The 16,540-nt window shown below is 72.7% G+C and carries 15 protein-coding genes; 8 read left to right on the top strand and 7 right to left on the bottom strand.

Annotation, left to right across the window (positions count from 1 at the left end; translation table 11 throughout):
* Positions 1-47 precede the first annotated feature (47 nt).
* Entirely contained in the window at positions 48-1,007 is a 960-nt protein-coding gene (locus KM933_RS14110) for a bile acid:sodium symporter family protein (protein WP_308013380.1), read from the bottom strand.
* A 263-nt stretch (positions 1,008-1,270) separates the two neighbouring features.
* Between KM933_RS14110 and KM933_RS14115 the strand changes: the two genes are divergently transcribed.
* The 3 genes from KM933_RS14115 (at position 1,271) to KM933_RS14125 (ending at position 2,329) form a co-directional block, all read left to right on the top strand.
* On the top strand, positions 1,271-1,645 hold the full coding sequence (locus tag KM933_RS14115) for a VOC family protein (RefSeq protein WP_221351947.1): 375 nt from the start codon (positions 1,271-1,273) through the stop codon (positions 1,643-1,645).
* Positions 1,646-1,712: 67 nt separating this feature from the next.
* A complete protein-coding gene (locus KM933_RS14120; protein WP_221351949.1) occupies positions 1,713-1,952 on the top strand; it encodes a hypothetical protein in 240 nt (79 codons plus the stop codon).
* Entirely contained in the window at positions 1,952-2,329 is a 378-nt protein-coding gene (locus KM933_RS14125) for a fic family toxin-antitoxin system, toxin component (RefSeq protein WP_221351951.1), read from the top strand. Before KM933_RS14120 ends, KM933_RS14125 begins: the two co-directional genes overlap by 1 nt.
* Positions 2,330-2,453: 124 nt before the next feature.
* Here KM933_RS14125 and KM933_RS14130 read toward each other — a convergent pair whose 3' ends face one another.
* From KM933_RS14130 to KM933_RS14155, 6 genes are read right to left on the bottom strand one after another with little or no spacing between them, the layout of a single operon-like run.
* Positions 2,454-3,170 (bottom strand): sulfite exporter TauE/SafE family protein, encoded by a 717-nt coding sequence (locus tag KM933_RS14130; protein WP_221351952.1) that lies wholly within the window; start codon positions 3,168-3,170, stop codon positions 2,454-2,456.
* Entirely contained in the window at positions 3,167-4,210 is a 1,044-nt protein-coding gene (locus KM933_RS14135; protein WP_221352094.1) for an ABC transporter ATP-binding protein, read from the bottom strand. The genes KM933_RS14130 and KM933_RS14135 overlap by 4 nt, the downstream gene beginning before the upstream one ends.
* Position 4,211: 1 nt before the next feature.
* The gene (locus KM933_RS14140; protein ID WP_221351954.1) at positions 4,212-5,225 is read right to left on the bottom strand and encodes an ABC transporter ATP-binding protein; all 1,014 of its coding nucleotides are present in this window, start codon (positions 5,223-5,225) and stop codon (positions 4,212-4,214) included.
* Complete coding sequence (locus KM933_RS14145) at positions 5,222-6,184, bottom strand: ABC transporter permease (RefSeq protein ID WP_221351956.1); 963 nt, start codon at positions 6,182-6,184, stop codon at positions 5,222-5,224. Before KM933_RS14145 ends, KM933_RS14140 begins: the two co-directional genes overlap by 4 nt.
* A gap of 14 nt (positions 6,185-6,198) precedes the next feature.
* Positions 6,199-7,128 carry an ABC transporter permease gene (locus tag KM933_RS14150; protein ID WP_221351958.1) on the bottom strand — a complete coding sequence of 310 codons (930 nt, stop codon included), beginning with the start codon at positions 7,126-7,128 and terminating at the stop codon, positions 6,199-6,201.
* 1 nt (position 7,129) lies between these two features.
* Entirely contained in the window at positions 7,130-8,617 is a 1,488-nt protein-coding gene (locus tag KM933_RS14155) for an ABC transporter substrate-binding protein (RefSeq protein ID WP_308013381.1), read from the bottom strand.
* 506 nt (positions 8,618-9,123) lie between these two features.
* On the opposite strand from KM933_RS14155, the gene KM933_RS14160 reads away from it, so the two are divergent.
* From KM933_RS14160 to KM933_RS14180, 5 genes are all read left to right on the top strand, one after another.
* The gene (locus KM933_RS14160; RefSeq protein WP_308013382.1) at positions 9,124-10,125 is read left to right on the top strand and encodes a 2-hydroxyacid dehydrogenase; all 1,002 of its coding nucleotides are present in this window, start codon (positions 9,124-9,126) and stop codon (positions 10,123-10,125) included.
* 115 nt (positions 10,126-10,240) lie between these two features.
* On the top strand, positions 10,241-11,515 hold the full coding sequence (locus tag KM933_RS14165) for a glucarate dehydratase family protein (protein WP_221351962.1): 1,275 nt from the start codon (positions 10,241-10,243) through the stop codon (positions 11,513-11,515).
* Positions 11,516-11,531: 16 nt separating this feature from the next.
* Positions 11,532-12,509: a 2-hydroxyacid dehydrogenase gene (locus KM933_RS14170; RefSeq protein ID WP_260333522.1), complete on the top strand. Its 978-nt coding sequence runs from the start codon at positions 11,532-11,534 to the stop codon at positions 12,507-12,509.
* A 118-nt stretch (positions 12,510-12,627) separates the two neighbouring features.
* Positions 12,628-13,551 carry a 5-dehydro-4-deoxyglucarate dehydratase gene (locus tag KM933_RS14175; RefSeq protein ID WP_260333523.1) on the top strand — a complete coding sequence of 308 codons (924 nt, stop codon included), beginning with the start codon at positions 12,628-12,630 and terminating at the stop codon, positions 13,549-13,551.
* 1,750 nt (positions 13,552-15,301) lie between these two features.
* Positions 15,302-16,510: a cytochrome P450 gene (locus KM933_RS14180; RefSeq protein ID WP_308013383.1), complete on the top strand. Its 1,209-nt coding sequence runs from the start codon at positions 15,302-15,304 to the stop codon at positions 16,508-16,510.
* Positions 16,511-16,540: the final 30 nt, after the last annotated feature.

The raw sequence follows: 16,540 nt of genomic DNA on the forward strand, positions 1-16,540 counted from the left end.
CCCGGACCGGTCCGGGGCGTCCACGGTCCGCCGGGCCGGCCGCGGGGTCAGCGTGCCCGGCGTGACAGCCAGGCGGCGGCGAGGGCGCCGGAGATGTTGTGCCAGACGGAGAAGACCGCGGCGGGGAGCGCGGCCAGCGGGCTGAAGTGGGCGGTGGCCAGTGAGGCGGCCAGCCCCGAGTTCTGCATACCGACCTCGAAGGCCATGGCGCGGCTCGCGGGTTCGCCCAACCGGCTGAGCCGTCCCGCGCCGTAGCCCAGGGCCAGGCCGAGACCGTTGTGCAGCACGACGGCGACGAACACCAGCAGCGCGGCCGACCTGATGGCGTCGGCGCTGCCCGCCACGACCACGGTCACGATCACACCGATGGTCACGGCGGACAGCCAGGGCAGCGCCGGCAGGGCCCGCTCCACGTGGCGGCCCGCCAGGAGCCGTACGGCCAGGCCCGCGACGACCGGCAGCAGTACGGTCTTGAGGATGTCGGTGACCATGGAGCCGGCGTCGACGGGCAGGTACTCGCCCGCCAGCAGCAGGGTCAGCGGCGGGGTGACCAGCGGGGCCACGAGCGTGGAGACGGTGGCCACGGAGACGGACAGCGCGACGTCACCGCGGGCCAGGTACGTGACCACGTTGGAGGCGGTGCCGCTGGGGGCGCAGCCGACGAGGATGACGCCCGCCGCGAGCTGCGGGGGGAGCTGCAGCAGATGGGCGACGGCCCAGCCGAGCCCCGGCATGATCACGTAGTGTGCGACCAGCCCGAGGGCCACCGCCCAGGGCCGCCGGACGACTCCGCGGAAGTCCTGCGGGGTCATCGTGATGCCCATGCAGAACATCACCACGCCCAGGAGATACGGCACCGACTCGCCCCAGCCGGTGAAACCGCCCGGGAGCAGCAGACCGAGGGCGCCCGCGGCGAGGACCAGGACGGGGAAGACGATGACGGCGCGGCGCGCGGAGCGGTCGCCGGTGGTGCGGCCGGTGTCGGATTCGGGTTGTTCTGTACTCACCGTGAGAGACAACGCCTGGTCAGGGCCATGACGCAAGGGCGTCTCGCGATGTGATCACCGCCGCGGGAACGGCGCCCCACCGGTACGCCCACAGGGGGGACCTCCCCGTTCGCGTCCTGAGGACCGGCCGGGACCCGGCGCACCGGACCGTGGGCCGGCGGCGGGCAGGACTCCGGCTCGACGCGAAAAGCGCGACGCGAAAAGAATGAGGCGTGCGGGGCGCCCGGATGCGTGAGAACCGGTGGCGGGGCAAAGCTGTAGGTATGACTGCGACGCTCGGTGGCTTCGTCCTCGGTACCCCCGACCCTCCCGCGCTGGCCGACTTCTACCGGGCCCTGCTGGGCTGGCAGGAAGTCGACCGGGAGCCGGAGTGGGTCAGCCTGAGGGCCCCGGACGGGGAACGCCCCGCCCTCAGCTTCCAGCTGGAGGCCGATCACATCGCCCCCACGTGGCCGCAGCGCCCGGGCACCCAGCAGATGCAGGCGCACCTGGACCTGCGGGTCGACGATCTGGAGGCGGAGACCGAACGGGCCTGCGCCCTGGGTGCGACGCTGGAGGAGTACCAGCCCCAGAAGGACGTACGGGTCCTGCGCGACCCGCACGGCCATCCGTTCTGCTTCTTCCTCCCGGGCGCCTGAGCGCCGTCGGCGCGGTCGCCGGGCCGCGTCCTGGAGCCAGGTTGGTAACAGCTGTTACCATCCGGGTATGGCGAAGACACAACTGGGCGCACGCGTGGATCAGGACGTCGCGGAACTCGCGCGCAAGCGCGCCGCCGACCTGGGGCTGAGCATCGGGGACTACCTCGCCCGGCTCGTCCAGGACGATGCCGGGGGCCTGCGCGCCCACGCCGTGGAGGCCGCCGCGCGCTTCCTGGCCGACCACCAGGCGGTCTTCGACGAGGCGGAGGACGCCCGGCGGACGTCCGGGGGAGTACGCGCGGCCTGATGGACCTGCACATCGACGTCGCCTGGATCCTGCAGGTCGCCGAGGCGGCCGGCGCGGACGACCCCGCGCCCGACGACTACGGGGTACCGGTCTCGGCGGTCGCGCGCCACCGGGCCGAGCTGTTCGAGCAGCCCGTCTACGACGGCCCCTACGCCAAGGCCGCCGCCCTGGTGCACACCCTGGGCCGGTGCCGCTGGCTGGAGCGCTCCAACCTGGCGGTGGCCGCCGCGACCGGCGTGATGTACCTCGACGCCGCGGGAATCTCCGTCAAGCCCGCCCGCGAGGACGCCGTCGCCCTCAAGGACCTGCTGCTCGACCCCGCCTGCACCGCCGGGAGGATCGCCGTGCTGCTGCGCACCTGGCCCACCACCACCTGACCTCCCGGTCGGCCCGGCACCGACGGAGCCGGCCGACGGCGGTCCGGAGCAGCCCGCCGACGGACGGCGGACGGACGGCGGGCCGGGAGTGCCCGTGCCGCGGGCGCCGGGCCGCCAGCGCCGCTCAGACGAACTGCCGCACCACCAGCACGGTCGCGCCGGCCACCGACACCGCCATGGCGACGGCGCGGGTGCGCCGCACGTCCAGGTGACGGCCCAGGGGACGGGAGAGCAGCAGGCCCGCCAGGGCGGCGGGGGCGAGCAGCGCGCCGCGCCGCAGGGAGTGCGCGCCGACGGCACCGGTCGCCGCCAGCGCCGCCAGGCTCATCAGCGAGCCCACGAGGAAGAAGGTGCTCATCGTGGCGCGCAGCCTGGCCCCGGTGAGCCGCTGCCACACCATCGCCATCGGCGGGCCGCCGATGGACGTCGCCGTGCCCATCAGCCCCGACGCCAGGCCGGCCAGCAGCACCGAGGACCGCCGCTCCCGGGGAACGAAGCCGGCGACGCTCAGCACGACACCGCCGAGCACGACGGCGCCGATGAGCAGCGCGAGGTACCGGGCGGGCAGCAGCGCCACGAGGAGGGCGCCCGCCAGCACCCCCGGCACCCGTCCCACCAGAGCCCAGCCGCAGCCCCGCAGGTCCGCCCCGCGGTGTTCGCGCGCCACGACCGCCGCCGTCACCCCGGTGGCGAGCAGCAGCACCACCGCCGGGGCCAGGGACGGGTCGACGAGGGCGAACACCGGCGCCGCGATCATGCCGAGGCCGAAGCCGATGGACACCTGAAGCAGCGTGCCGATCCCCACCGTGAGGGAGAGCAGGGCGAACTCCGCCCCGCTCATGCCCACGCGGACTCCGCCTCCAGCGGGAAGTGGCACAGCGCCGTGTGCGGGTCGGACGCCTCCCGCGCCCGCCGGACGACGAGCGGCGGCGCCTCGGCGGCGCACAGGTCCTCGGCACGCGGGCACCGGGTGCGGAAGCGGCAGCCGGAGGGGATGTCGAAGGGCGAGGGGATCTCCCCCTTCAGCTGGATCTCCCGGTCACCGCCGGCGTACGAGGCGTCCAGCACCGGGGCGGCCGACATCAGGGCCGCCGTGTAGGGGTGCTGAGGCCGGTCGAACACGTCCTCGGTTTCGCCGTGCTCGATGACCTTGCCCAGGTACATCACGGTCACCCGGTCGGAGATGTACCGCACCACCGAGAGGTCGTGGGAGATGAAGACGTAGGCCACCCCCAGGCGCTCGCGCAGTTCCGACAGGACGTTCAGGACCTGGGCCTGTACCGACAGGTCCAGGGCGGAGACCGGTTCGTCGCAGACGATGAGGTCGGGGTCCAGGGCCAGCGCGCGGGCGATGCCGATGCGCTGGCGCTGTCCGCCGGAGAACTCGTCGGGATAGCGGTGGGCGTCGCCGTCGCGCAGCCCGACCAGGGACAGCAGTTCGCGGACGCGTTTCTCCCGGGCCTTCGCACCGGGCACGACGTCCCGGTGCGTACGCCAGGGCTCGCTGATCAGGTCGGCGGCCGACATGCGGGCGTTGAGCGAGGCGAAGGGGTCCTGGAAGACCATCTGGACGCGGCGGCGCCAGGCCAGCAGGTCCTTGCCGCGCAGGGCGAAGGGGTCGGTGCCGTCGAACCGCACCGTGCCAGCGTCGGGGCGTTCCAGACCGAGCAGCACCCGGGCGAGGGTGGACTTGCCGCACCCCGACTCGCCGACGAGTCCGAGGGTCTCGCCCTTGCCGAGCCGCAGGTCCACCCCGTCCAGGGCGGTCAGCCGGCGGCGTCCGCCGCCGAAGGTCTTGGTGACGCCGCGGACCTCCAGCAGGGGCGGGGGCACCTCGGGGCCGTCGGCGCGGGGTGCGTCGGTGGCGGAGCCGGAGCGGATCTCAGGCACGGGCGAGCTCCTCGGAGAAGTGGCAGGCGGCCGAGCGTCCGTCGCCCGACGCGCGCAGGGGCGGCCGTTCCCGCACACAGCGCTCGCGCACCAGCGGGCAGCGGTCCTGGAAGACGCATCCGGACGGCACCGCGCTCAGCTCGGGCGGGCTGCCGGGCACGGCGGGCAGGGGACGCCCGCGTACGGCGTGTTCCGGGACCGAGTCGAGCAGTCCCCGGGTGTAGGGGTGGCGGGGCCGGGAGAACACCTCGCGCACGGGTCCCTCCTCGACGACGGTGCCCGCGTACATCACGACGACGTCGTCCGCGCGCTGGGCGACCACGGCCAGGTCGTGGGTGATCAGGACGACGGCCATCTCCCGCTCGTCCTGGAGGTCCCGCAGCAGCCGCATGATCTGCGCCTGCACGGTCACGTCCAGCGCGGTGGTGGGTTCGTCGGCGATGAGCACGTCGGGGTCGAGGGCGACGGCCATCGCGATGAGCAGCCGCTGCCGCATGCCGCCGGAGAACTGGTGCGGGTAGGAGCGGGCCCGCTCCCGTGGCTCGGGGATGCCCACGCGGGTCATCAGCTCGATCGCCTTCTCCCGGGCCTCGCGCCGGGACAGGCCGCGGTGGATGCGGAAGGGTTCGCCGATCTGCCGGCCGACCGGCTGGACCGGGTTGAGGGCGGTCAGGGCGTCCTGGAAGACGATCGACAGGACGGGGCCGGCGAGCTTGCGGCGTTCCGCCGGGCTCATCCGCAGCGTGTCGCTGCCCCTGACCCGGACGGCGCCGCCGGTCACCTCGGCCGCCGGGTCGAGCAGCCCCACGACCGACAGCGCGGTCATCGACTTGCCGCAGCCCGACTCGCCGAGCAGGGCGAGGGTGCGGCCGCGGCGGACGCTGAAGCTGACACCGTCGACGGCGCGCAGCCGCCCGGAGGGCGTGCTCAGGTCGACGCAGAGCCCCTCGACGTCGAGGGCGGGGGTGTCCGCGGAGGGGGCCGCGGGTACGGCGGTGGTCGTCACGGGATCATCTCCGGAGGTACGGCGGCGGAGGCACCGCGGCGCTTGACGGGCAGCGTCAGCCGCCAGCGCTGCGCCGGGTCGGTGGCGATACGGGCCCAGGCGGCGAGGACCGTGGCGGACACCGTCGTCAGGACGATGGCCAGCCCCGGGAGCACGGTGATCCACCAGGCGGTCTGCAGGTACTGCCGTCCCTGGGCCACCATCAGGCCCCAGCTGACGTCCGGGGGCTGGATGCCGATGCCGAGGAAGCTCAGGGAGGACTCGGTGAGCATGACGAAGCAGAAGTCCAGGGTGGCGACCGTCAGCAGCGTCGGCAGGGCGATCGGCAGGATGTGCCGGCGGATGATCTCCCGGCCGGGGGTGCCGAAGGTGCGGGCCGCGTCGACGAACAGGCGGCTGCGCAGCTCGGCGGCCTCCGCCCGCGCGGTGCGCAGGTACACCGGGATGCGGGCCACCGCGAGGATCAGTACGAGGTTCAGCGCGCTGGGCGAGAAGACGTACAGCACGACCACCGCGACCAGCAGCGAGGGGAAGCTGAGGATCACGTCGGCGACGCGCATCGCGACGCTCTCCCGGCGGCCCCCGTGGTAGCCGGCCCACAGGCCGAGGGCCGAGCCGATCAGCAGCGAGCACAGCACGGCCGGGACCGCCACGGACAGGGTCGTCGCGGCGGCGTCGACCAGGCGGGCCAGCACGCTGCGTCCCAGGACGTCGGTGCCGAGGAGCCCGTACACCCCCTCGCCCAGGGACGGCGGCCGCAGGGAGGCGTCCAGGTCCTGCCGCTGCGCGCGGTCGCCGATGACGAGGCGGCCGAAGAGCGCCACCAAGGTGGTCACGGCGAGGACGACGGCCGCGGCGGACGCCGCGCGGTCGCGGCCCAGCATCCGCCACCAGCTCGGCCGGTGGCGCGCGGGGGCGGGGGAGGTGCCGTCCGCGCCGGCGGGTTCTTCACGGGTCATGGTGCTTCCTTCGCTCACGCCGGCACCGCCTGCCGCACACGGGGGTCGGTCAGCGCGTGGCAGACGTCGACCAGGATGTTGAGCGCGAAGATCGTCACCGCGGTCAGGAGCACGGCCGCCTGGAGGACCGCGAAGTCGCGCTGGAGGATGGAGTCGATCATGAGTTTGCCGATGCCGGGCCAGCCGAAGATCGTCTCGACGATCACCGCGCCGTTGACCAGGCCCACCGTCAGGTCGCCGGCCACCGTCAGGACCGGTGTCACCGCGTTGCGCAGGGCGTGGCCGAAGATCACCCGCAGGGGCGTGGCGCCCTTGCTGCGGGCGATCTTGACATAGGGCGCGGAGAGCGCGGAGACCATGCTGCCGCGGACCACCTGCACCAGCACCCCGAAGGGACGGATCAGCAGGGTGGCGATGGGCAGCACCCAGATCTCGGGCCCGCCGAGGGTGCCGGAGGTCGGCAGCCATCCGAGGCTCACCCCGAAGACCAGCACGCCCATGACGGCGAACCAGAAGTCGGGGATGCTGGCGGCCGTCATCGACAGCAGGCTGGCGAACCGGTCGGCCAGGGAGTTGGGCCGGTAGGCGGCCAGGCTGCCGACCAGCAACGCCCCGGTGATCGCGAGCAGCATCGTCACGCCGGCCAGCTGGAGGGTGACCGGGAAGGCGTCGAGCACCATCTCGGTCGCCGGCTGCCCGGTCCGCAGCGAGGTCCCGAAGTCCAGGCGCGCGGCGTCGGCGAGGTAGTTCCACAGCTGTGCCGGGATCGACAGGTCGAAGCCCTGGGCGGCGGAGAACTCCGCACGCTGCTCGGCGGTGGCGCTCAGGGGGAGGTAGAGGTCGACCGGATTGCCGGTCATCCGGGCCAGGAAGAAGACGCCGAGCACCACGCAGAACAGCGGAACGGCGCTGGAGATGATGCGTTTGCGCAGGAAGTGGACCATGTCAGCGCTTCACCGCCCCGGCCTGGCGGACTTCCGCCAGGCGCAGTTCGTCACCGGTGGCGGAGTTCGGTTCGTACCGGATCGACGGTGACAGTCCGAGCAGTCCGCTCATGTGGGCGATGTGGGTGTACTGGACCACCGTCTCGTTCTGGTGGGCGAGCAGGTCGGCGAACGCCTGCTGGCGCTTCCCGCCGGACAGCAGGCCCGCGTCGGCGACGCGCCGGTCGAGGTCCCCGCTGCCGAAGGTGGACTGCGGGCCGTCGCTGAGCAGGTACTGGCTGGCGGTGAAGGCCGCGTCACCGGCCTGGTTGCCATGCATGATCAGCAGGGCGATCGGCCCGACGCCCTTGGGCAGCGGCCTCAGCTGGTACTGGAGCTGGGTGGCGGTGTCGGCCATGCGCACCCGTACCCTCAGCCCGATCCGCTCCATCTGGTACTGGAGGGCCTCCGCGGTCTCCGACACCCCGGAGAACATGCCGTTGCGGGCGACGAGGGTGATGGTGCGGCCGGTGGGCACGCCGTCGGCCCGCGCCTCCCGCACCAGGGCCCTGGCCTTCGCCACGTCCTGCCGGACCGGCTCGATCTCCTCGCTGTGCCCGACCACACCGGGCGGCACGAGCTGTCCGGCCGGTTCGGCCAGTCCGCCGAGCAGGGCGTCGATGATGCCCGGGCGGTCGACGGCCAGGTCGATCGCCCGGCGGACCCGCAGGTCGTCGAGCGGTGCCTCGCGGCCGTCGAGCCGCAGCGCGGTCGTCTCGTTGTTCGGATAGGCGGCGGTCGTGTCCTTCTCCGCCTCCATCGAGTCGAGTGCGACGGCGATCTCCGCCTCGTCCTTGTCGATCATGGCGGCCCGGACACTGGCGTCGCTGCGCCACACGTAGCGGGCCCGGGGGAAGTCGGGCGCCTCGCCCCAGTAGCCGTCGTGGCGGCTGAGGGAGATCGCGGTCCCGGCCTGCCAGGAGCGTACGGCATAGGGGCCGGTGCCGATCGGGACGCGCACCTTGGCCTCGGTGTCGGTGGTGCGCGGCACGATCTCCACGAAGCTCAGGCGCAGCGGGAGGATGGGGTCGGGCTCGGCGGTGGTGACGGTCAGCCGGTCGTCGCCGACGGCCTCCACCTCCAGGTCGTCGTCGCCGAAGACGTAGCCCTCGACGTTGCAGGCGAGGTCGGAGTTGACCGCCCGGTCGATGGAGAAGGCGGCGTCCTCCGCGGTGAACGGCTCGCCGTTCTGGAAGGTCACTCCGCTGCGGGTGTCGAAGGTCCAGGTGCGGGGCCCGGTCTGCTTCCACCCGGTCGCGAGCAGGGGGTGCAGTTCGCCGGAGACGGGGTCGCGTTCGACGAGGGGCTCGGTGATGTTGGAGCGGACGACGACGCCGGTGCCGGTCAGCGAGGCCTCGCAGGGTTCCAGCGTCGGTGGTTCCTGGGTGAGCACCACGCGCAGGGTGCGGCCGTCGGCCCGCCCGGCGTCGCCGCCGGCGCTGTTGGCCACGGCACAGCCACTGGACACCAGCACCGTGCCCGCCAACAGCAGCGTGGTCGTCGTTCGGGGCCGCCGTCGTCCGGGCGGCGGGGAAGAAACAGGGGACTTCATCGTCGGCGTGTCTCCGGGGGAGTGCTGAGGTGTTGCGTCCGAGTTCGGGCCGACCTCCAGAGCTGTTTACACTTACGTACTCGGTCCGCATCTGTGAACGCCGAAGCTAAACCGGCGCGGTGGCAGCGTCAAGAGATGCGCGGGGACGGATCTTCTCCGGTCCGCCGCCGCGGCGGCCCCGGACGTGCGGGGACCGCCAGGTCCGGCTCCACGACGGCGGCGGAACGGTCACGGCCTGTCGCCCGACGGGCACTCTCCGGACCGGCGGGCCTGCCGGACCTGCGGACCCGCCCGGACGTCACCGGACGCGCGGCGCCGGCCCCCGAGCCCCGAACCCCCGGACCTCGAACGCCTGACCCCCGACCTTCAACTTCCGAACCCCGAACCCCGACGGGAGTACCCCTGTGTCCCACCCCTCCGCCCCCGGTGACCCGGTGTCCCGGCCCTCCTCTCCCGGCGGCCCGGCCGTCCGGGGCACCGTGCTCCAGGTGTCCCCGCTGCTCCCCGCCCTGGAGAGGGCGCTGGCCGAGCAGTACCGCGCCGTCCGTCTGCACGAACTGCCCGATCCCGCCGCCTACCTGCGCGAGGAGGCCGGCGACGTGGTGGCCGCGGTCACCAGCGCGCGGTTCGGTGTCGGCAACTCCCTGATGGACGCACTGCCGCGGCTGGGGGCCGTCGTCCACTTCGGCGTCGGTTACGAGACCACGGACGTGGCCCGTGCCAGGGCGCGCGGCATCGACGTCAGCAACACGCCCGACGTGCTCACGGACTGCGTGGCCGACCTCGCCGTCGGCGCGCTGATCGACGTCATGCGCGAGCTGTCCGCCGCGGACCGGTACGTACGGGCCGGCCGGTGGGGTGCGGCGCCCTACCCGCTGACCTCCCGGGTGAGCGGGAAGCGGGTGGGCATCCTCGGCCTCGGCCGCATCGGCCGGGCCGTCGCGCGCCGCCTCGAAGGCTTCGACGCGGACATCGCGTACTGCTCGCGGGCCCCCGTGCCCGGCGTCGCCCACCGCTACCTGCCCACCGCGCGGGAGCTGGCCGCCGAGTGCGACGCGCTCGTCGTCACCGTCGCGGGCGGCGCGGGCACCCGGGGGCTGGTCTCGGCGGAGGTGCTGGAGGCGCTCGGCCCCCGGGGCCACCTGGTCAACGTCGCGCGCGGCAGCGTCGTCGACGAGCCGGCCCTGGTCGCGGCGGTGCGGGAGGGGCGGATCGCGGGTGCGGCGCTCGACGTCTTCGCCGACGAGCCGGACGTGCCGCGGGAACTGACGGAGTCGGACCGGGTGGTCCTGCTGCCCCACATCGCCAGCGGGACGCACGAGACGCGGCAGGCGATGGCCGACCTGGCCCTGGACAACCTCCGGCGGTTCCTGGCGGAGGGGGTCCTGCTCACTCCCGTTCCGTAGCCGGCGGCGGCGGTGGCGTCGGGTCCCGCGGGATGGGCGGCGGGACCCGGCCATTGACAGTCCCACGGGTAGCTGTCTACAAATGAGAACGCCGACTACATATGAGGATGGCTTGATGGCAGGGAACGCAGCACGCATCGCCGATGTCACCGTGACCCCCGTGGCCTTCCGGGACCCCCCGCTCCTCAACACGGTCGGGGTGCACGAGCCCTACGCGCTGCGCACCGTCGTGGAGATCACCACCGAGTCGGGCGTCACCGGAATCGGCGAGACCTACGGCGGCACACTGCACCTGGAGCGGCTGCGCCGTGCCGCCGGGGAGCTGACCGGCCTGGACGTCTGGAACCTCAACGACCTGATCGCCCGCACCGCACGTGCCCTGGGGGCGGACACCTCCGGCGGCGACGGCATGTCCGGGATGGTCACCGGCAGCAGCGCCGTGGACCGGGTCATGTCGCCGTTCGACGTCGCCTGCCTGGACATCCAGGGAAAGCTGATCGGACGGCCCGTCAGCGACCTCCTGGGCGGAGCCGTCCGCCCCTCGGTCCCGTACAGCGCCTACCTCTTCTACAAGTGGGCCGGACACCCCGGGCAGGAGGACGACGAGTGGGGTGCCGCCCTCGACCCGGCGGGCCTGGTCGACCAGGCCCGCCGCATGATCGACGCCTACGGCTTCTCCTCCATCAAGCTCAAGGGCGGCGTCTTCCCGCCGGACGAGGAGATCGCGGCGGTCAGGGCCCTGCGGAAGGCGTTCCCCGACCTGCCCCTGCGCCTCGACCCCAACGCCGCCTGGAGCACGGAGACCTCCCTGCGCGTCGCCCGTGAACTGGACGGGGTGCTGCAGTACCTGGAGGACCCCACCGAGGGCATCGACGGCATGGCCGCCGTCGCCGCCGGGACACCGACACCGCTGGCGACCAACATGTGCGTCGTCTCCTTCGACGACCTCGCCCCGGCCGTGGCCCGCGGGTCCGTGGGCATCGTCCTGTCCGACCACCACTTCTGGGGCGGCCTGCGGCGCTGCGGACAGCTCTCCGCGATCTGCGACACCTTCGGCCTCGGCCTGTCGATGCACTCCAACTCCCATCTGGGCATCAGCCTCGCGGCGATGACACACCTGGCGGCGGCCACCCCGCGCCTCACCTACGCCTGCGACACGCACACCCCCTGGAAGCAGCCGGACGAGGACGTCGTCGACACCGGGGTGCTGCGGTTCAGCGAGGGCCGTGTCACCGTCCCGACCGCTCCGGGCCTCGGCGTGGAACTGGACCGGGACGCGCTCGCCCGGCTGCACCGGCAGTACCTCGACTGCGGACTGCGCGACCGCGACGACACCGGGTACATGCGCCGCGTCGACCCGTCCTTCCCGACCGAGACCCCCCGGTGGTGACCCGACCGTGCGCATCATGCTCAACCACCGCATCCTGAGCCGCTTCCACGAACCCCTCAGGGCCCGTGCCGAGGGCCGGCACACCTGGCTGGAAGCCTGCGACTGGAGCTCGGCGCGCGTCTCCGGGGCCATCGCGGACGTGGAGGTGTACGTCGGTTCGCAACTGCGCGCCGAGGACGCCCGCCGCGCCGGACGGCTGCGGCTCGTCCACGTCGTCGGCGCCGGCTACGACGGCATCCCGCTGGACGCGCTCGGCCCGGACGTGTCCGTCACGACCACGCACCACCACGGCCGCTCCATCGCCGAACACGTGCTCATGTCCGTCATGATGCTGTCCCGCGACGTCCTGGGCGCCGACCGCGCGCTGCGGGCCGGGCACTGGCGCAACGTGGCCGTCGACCCCGGACTGCCGTTCGGCAGGACGCTGGAGGGCCGCCGGGTGGGCGTCATCGGGTTCGGCGAGACCGGCACCGAGGTCGCCCGGCTGTGCCAGGCGGTGGGCCTTCGGGTGCGCGCCGTGCGCCGCGATCCCTCCGCACCGGTCCCGGACGGCCTGCGTCCCGACTGGATCGGCGGCGACGACCGGCTGCCCGACCTGCTGGCCGAGTCCGACGTCGTGGTGGTCACCGTCCCCCTCGGCCCCGCGACCCGCGGGCTGATCGGCCCCGCCGAACTGGCGGCCATGGGACCCGGTGCCCTGCTCGTCAACGTGGCCCGCGGTCCGGTCGTCCAGGAGGAGGCGCTCTACGAGGCGCTCGACACCGGCGTCATCGCCGGCGCCGCCCTGGACGTGTGGTGGGCGGGCCCGCCGCAGGCGCCCAGCCGGCTGCCGTTCCACCGCCTGCCCAACGTGCTGATGACCCCGCACCACTCGGGCCACACCAGCGACACCTTCGCCGCCCGCGCGGCGGAGATCGCCGACAACATCAGCCGGCTCGATCAGGGACGGCCGCTCGCCAACGTGGTGCGCGCCGCCGCCTCCGCGGCGACCTGACCCGGTGCCCGCGCCCCGTGCGCCGGGCCCTCCGGTCCCGCGCGCCGGCCTTCGTCCCTCCCATCCGCCCCCACCCGTCCCACCGGTCCGTTCCGTCGCACCGCTGCTGTTCCAGGAGTTGGAGACACTCATGCTCGAAGGCGTCCTCTTCTTTCCCGTCACACCCTTCACCGACATCGGCGAGGTCGACCTCGACGCCCTGCGCCGGCACGTCTCGGCCGGGGTCGACGCCGGGCCCGGCGGTGTGTTCGTCGCCTGCGGCACCGGCGAGTTCCATGCCCTGGACGTCGAGGAGTACACCGCGGTGGTACGGACCGCCGTCGACGCGGCGGCCGGACGGGTCCCGGTGTACGCGGGGGCCGGCGGCGCGCTCGGGGCGGCCCGGCGGTTCGCCCGGGCCGCGGCGGGAGCCGGCGCGGACGGCCTGCTGCTCATGCCGCCCTACCTGGTCGAGTCGCCCGCCGACGGGCTCGTCGCGTACACCCGCGCGGTCGCCGGGGAGACCCCTCTTCCGGTGATCGTCTACAACCGGGCGAACGCGCGGTTCGACGAGGACTCGGCGGTGCGGGTGGCGCAACTGCCCACGGTGACGGGCCTGAAGGACGGCACCGGCGACCTCGATCTCATGGCCCGTGTCGTCCTCGCCGTGCGCGACGCGCTGAGCGGCTCCGGCAAGGACTTCCAGTTCTTCAACGGCATGCCCACCGCCGAGGCGAGCCAGCAGGCGTACCGGGCGCTGGGCGTGGAGCTGTACTCCTCCGCCTCGTTCGCCTTCGCCCCCGACATCGCCCTCGCCTTCCACCGGGCGCTGGAGGAGGGCGACCACCGGCGGGCCGACGCGCTGCAGCGGGCGTTCTTCCACCCCCTGGTCCGGCTGCGCAAGCGGGTCCCGGGGTACGCGGTGGCCCTGGTGAAGGCGGGAGTCACACTGGAGGGGATCAAGGCCGGACCGGTCCGCCCGCCGCTCACGTCCCTCGGCGAGCAGGAGACCGAGGAACTGGCCGCCATCATCGCGGCAGGACGCGCCGTACTCGCCTCCTGACCCGCTCCCGCCCCGTGCGCGGGGCCCGCGCACGGGGCGGCGCGGCGGACGGACGCGCTGTGGATCGACGCCCACGCTGAACTCCACGACGCCGTGCCTGTGGCGCAGACCCGTCCGAAGCTGACATCCAGTCGGTCTCCTCTCACGGAGGGCCCGGGAAGGCGCTGGAGGATTCCCGCTGGCCCTCCCCGGGAGGAGTGCGTGGAGTTCATGGCCGGAACCGGGTCTCTCCCGCGGGTCCTTCGTCTCGGATGCCCGGAGGGGGCGCCCCGGCGGACCGGGCGCCCCCTCCGGGTCCGCCGGGTCAGCGGCAGCTCTTCAGCCGGCCGGGCGGACGGTGTCCGTGGTGGGCGGCGTACTCCGTGATCTTCACGGCTTCCCGCGACCGGGTGTCGAACCACCCCTTGCCGCGCCAGATCATTTCACAGCCGCACGCCCTTCTGTGATATCTCCCGCATGCGTTCAGCTGCGACCCGGGGCGGTTGTTGCCCGCCCCTGTGATTCCGTACCCGCTTTCTCGCGGTAGATCTTTTATCCCCGGCAGGTCTTGTTCCTGTACTTCTTCGCGGTCTTGGAATTCTTGTCCGGCCGGGGAAGCCCCGCACCGGTTCCCGGGACGGTGATCGTGCAGCCGAAGACGTGACAGACCCGTGCGGTGGCGGGCCGGTCGGTGTCAGGCCGTCCGCGTCCGCCTCGGGCGCCCGGCAGTTCCACCGAGGTGCCGGAGGTCTTCCGGATCTGTCTGTGATCGCCGTCCGTCGTGTCCCCGCCGTCCGTGCCGTTGGCACGGTCAGAGCACGCACCCGCGCACGCGCCGGTGGAGTGCGCCCCGTGTGCTCCCGTCGGGATCCGGCCGAAATCGGTGCCCCCCGCCGGGTGTCCGAAAGCGCGGGGAGTCGGCCGCCGGACACCCGGACAGGCTTCCCAATGCGTTCGGACGGTCCTCGAACGGGGTATTCCGCTTTTTTGCGCCATGCCGTCCGAGCTGCTGCGGACAATCTCCGCGCAGGTGAGGGAGTTGCGAGCGGTGTGCGCCAAAGGGGAATTCCAGGTTCTACGCAAGTGCCTGTTTAGCCATCCGGGTCCGGGGCACGCGTGGTGGCGTTGAAGCAGGCGCGCCATCGGTGACGGGTTTGCTCGGGTTGTGCGCAGGCAATGCGCAATGGCTTGCCGATATACCCTCCGCTCGACTTCGGGGGGTTGCCCCCCGGCTGGCCCGACCTGAAGACTGTCGCCGGTTCGACCGGGTCGCGAACGTTCGTCCCGGGCACGGCCCGCCCCGCTCGGCGGGTATGCACAACCTCGCGCGTGTCGCAGGAACGTCCGGCCTCGCTCGAAGGTCTGACCTACGTAAGAGTCATACGTAAGAGCCGTACGCAAAGGTCGTAGAAAAGGGCAGGCGGAATTCTCCGCGCGGCAACTGTGCGGTACGTTCACTGGAGATGGGGGATGTTCGGCTTGTTGTACGCGGCGAGTTCCTCGGTCGCCCAGGGGCGGGATGCGGGCCGATGCGGCCCGCGATGCGCAGGGCGGCGCGTACGACCGGGAGCGGCGGTGCGCGGCGCGGGTCCGCACCGGCCGGCGGCCGGGCCGTCCTCTGTCGGGGCAAGGCCGCTGTCCGGGTGGAACCGCTGCCCGTCCGTCAGGAGTGCACCAGGTCACGCCCGGGTTCCGGATCGGGGCCCGGGATCGAAGTCAACCATTCCGTTTGCGCTTTCGCTGTCCCCGCGTTCCGCACGAAGGAGAATAGGTGACCGGCAACCCGTCGAAACAGGAGCACTTACCCTTCGATGCGCTGAGTGATCGATGGCAGTCCCTGCGCGAGTCGAGACCCGTGCATTACGACGAACGGCAGGGCGCATGGCAGGCGGTGGATTACGAGTCCGTGGCCGCAATCCTGTCGGACCCGGCGACGTATTCCTCCGACTTCTCGTCCATCGCACCCGCCCAGGAGGACTTCCAGGCCTTCCGGCAGGGCAATTTCGTCGGTATGGATCCGCCCGAGCACCGCAAACTCAGAACTCTCGTGAGTCAGGCGTTCACCCCTCGCGTGGTGAACGGACTCGGGCCGCGTATCGAAAGCGTGTGCGGCCAGTTGCTGGACGGCGTCGCCGATCGCGACCGGTTCGACCTCGTCGACGAACTCGCCTATCCGCTGCCCATCATCGTCATCGCCGAACTGCTCGGCATACCCGCGGCCGACCACAGGCTTTTCCAGGAGTGGGCGGCCGTTCTCTTCAGCGGTGACGAACTCGGCGAGGCGCCCGACATGGCCGACCTCGAACGGGCCCTGAATGCCATCGCCCCGACCGTGCGGGAGATGAACGGCTACGTCCTGGACCATATCCGGCGGTGCCGGGCGGATCCGGGGGACGACCTCACCAGCAAACTGCTGGCCGCCGAGGTGGACGGGGTCCGTCTGGAGGACCAGGAGATCGTCGGGTTCGTCGCCCTGCTGCTCGTCGCCGGACACATCACCACCACGGCGCTGCTGGGCAGCGCCGTCGTCATGTTCGACCGGCACCCCGGCACGCTCCGCTCGCTGCGCGCCGACCCCGGCCGGCTGCCGGACGCCGTCGAGGAGGTGCTGCGCTGGCTGCCCCCCTTCGCGGAGCTCGGCCGGCGCACCACGCGGGCCGTGGTCATCGGCGGGCACGACATCCCCGCGGGCGCGATGGTGGTGGCCCACCTGGCCGCCGCCAACCGCGATCCCGCGCGCTTCGAGGAACCGGACGTCTTCGATCCGGCCCGTTCCCCGAACCCCCATCTGACGTTCGGCCACGGCATCCACTTCTGTTTCGGCGCCCCGCTGGCCCGTCTGGAGGCGCGGATCGCGCTCCGCATGCTGCTTGAACGTTTTTCTGATCTCCGTGTCCCCGCCTACGACGAGGTCGTCTTCCAGAACCCGGCCGTCATCGTCGGCGTACGTCATCTGCCCATCGAGGTCACCAGGCATTAGTCCGCAAGAACGCACCACACCGCAACACCC

The organism is Streptomyces beigongshangae, from assembly GCF_019710745.1.
Lineage (GTDB): Bacteria > Actinomycetota > Actinomycetes > Streptomycetales > Streptomycetaceae > Streptomyces > Streptomyces beigongshangae.

Excerpts from the sequence above, each read along its gene's own strand:
- KM933_RS14115 (WP_221351947.1), top strand. The coding sequence starts at position 1,271 with ATGACTGCGACGCTCGGTGGCTTCGTCCTCGGTACCCCCGACCCTCCC.
- KM933_RS14125 (WP_221351951.1), top strand. The coding sequence starts at position 1,952 with ATGGACCTGCACATCGACGTCGCCTGGATCCTGCAGGTCGCCGAGGCG.
- KM933_RS14170 (WP_260333522.1), top strand. The coding sequence starts at position 11,532 with ATGCTCAACCACCGCATCCTGAGCCGCTTCCACGAACCCCTCAGGGCC.
- KM933_RS14150 (WP_221351958.1), bottom strand. The coding sequence starts at position 7,128 with ATGGTCCACTTCCTGCGCAAACGCATCATCTCCAGCGCCGTTCCGCTG.
- KM933_RS14120 (WP_221351949.1), top strand. The coding sequence starts at position 1,713 with ATGGCGAAGACACAACTGGGCGCACGCGTGGATCAGGACGTCGCGGAA.
- KM933_RS14145 (WP_221351956.1), bottom strand. The coding sequence starts at position 6,184 with ATGACCCGTGAAGAACCCGCCGGCGCGGACGGCACCTCCCCCGCCCCC.
- KM933_RS14130 (WP_221351952.1), bottom strand. The coding sequence starts at position 3,170 with ATGAGCGGGGCGGAGTTCGCCCTGCTCTCCCTCACGGTGGGGATCGGC.
- KM933_RS14165 (WP_221351962.1), top strand. The coding sequence starts at position 10,241 with ATGGCAGGGAACGCAGCACGCATCGCCGATGTCACCGTGACCCCCGTG.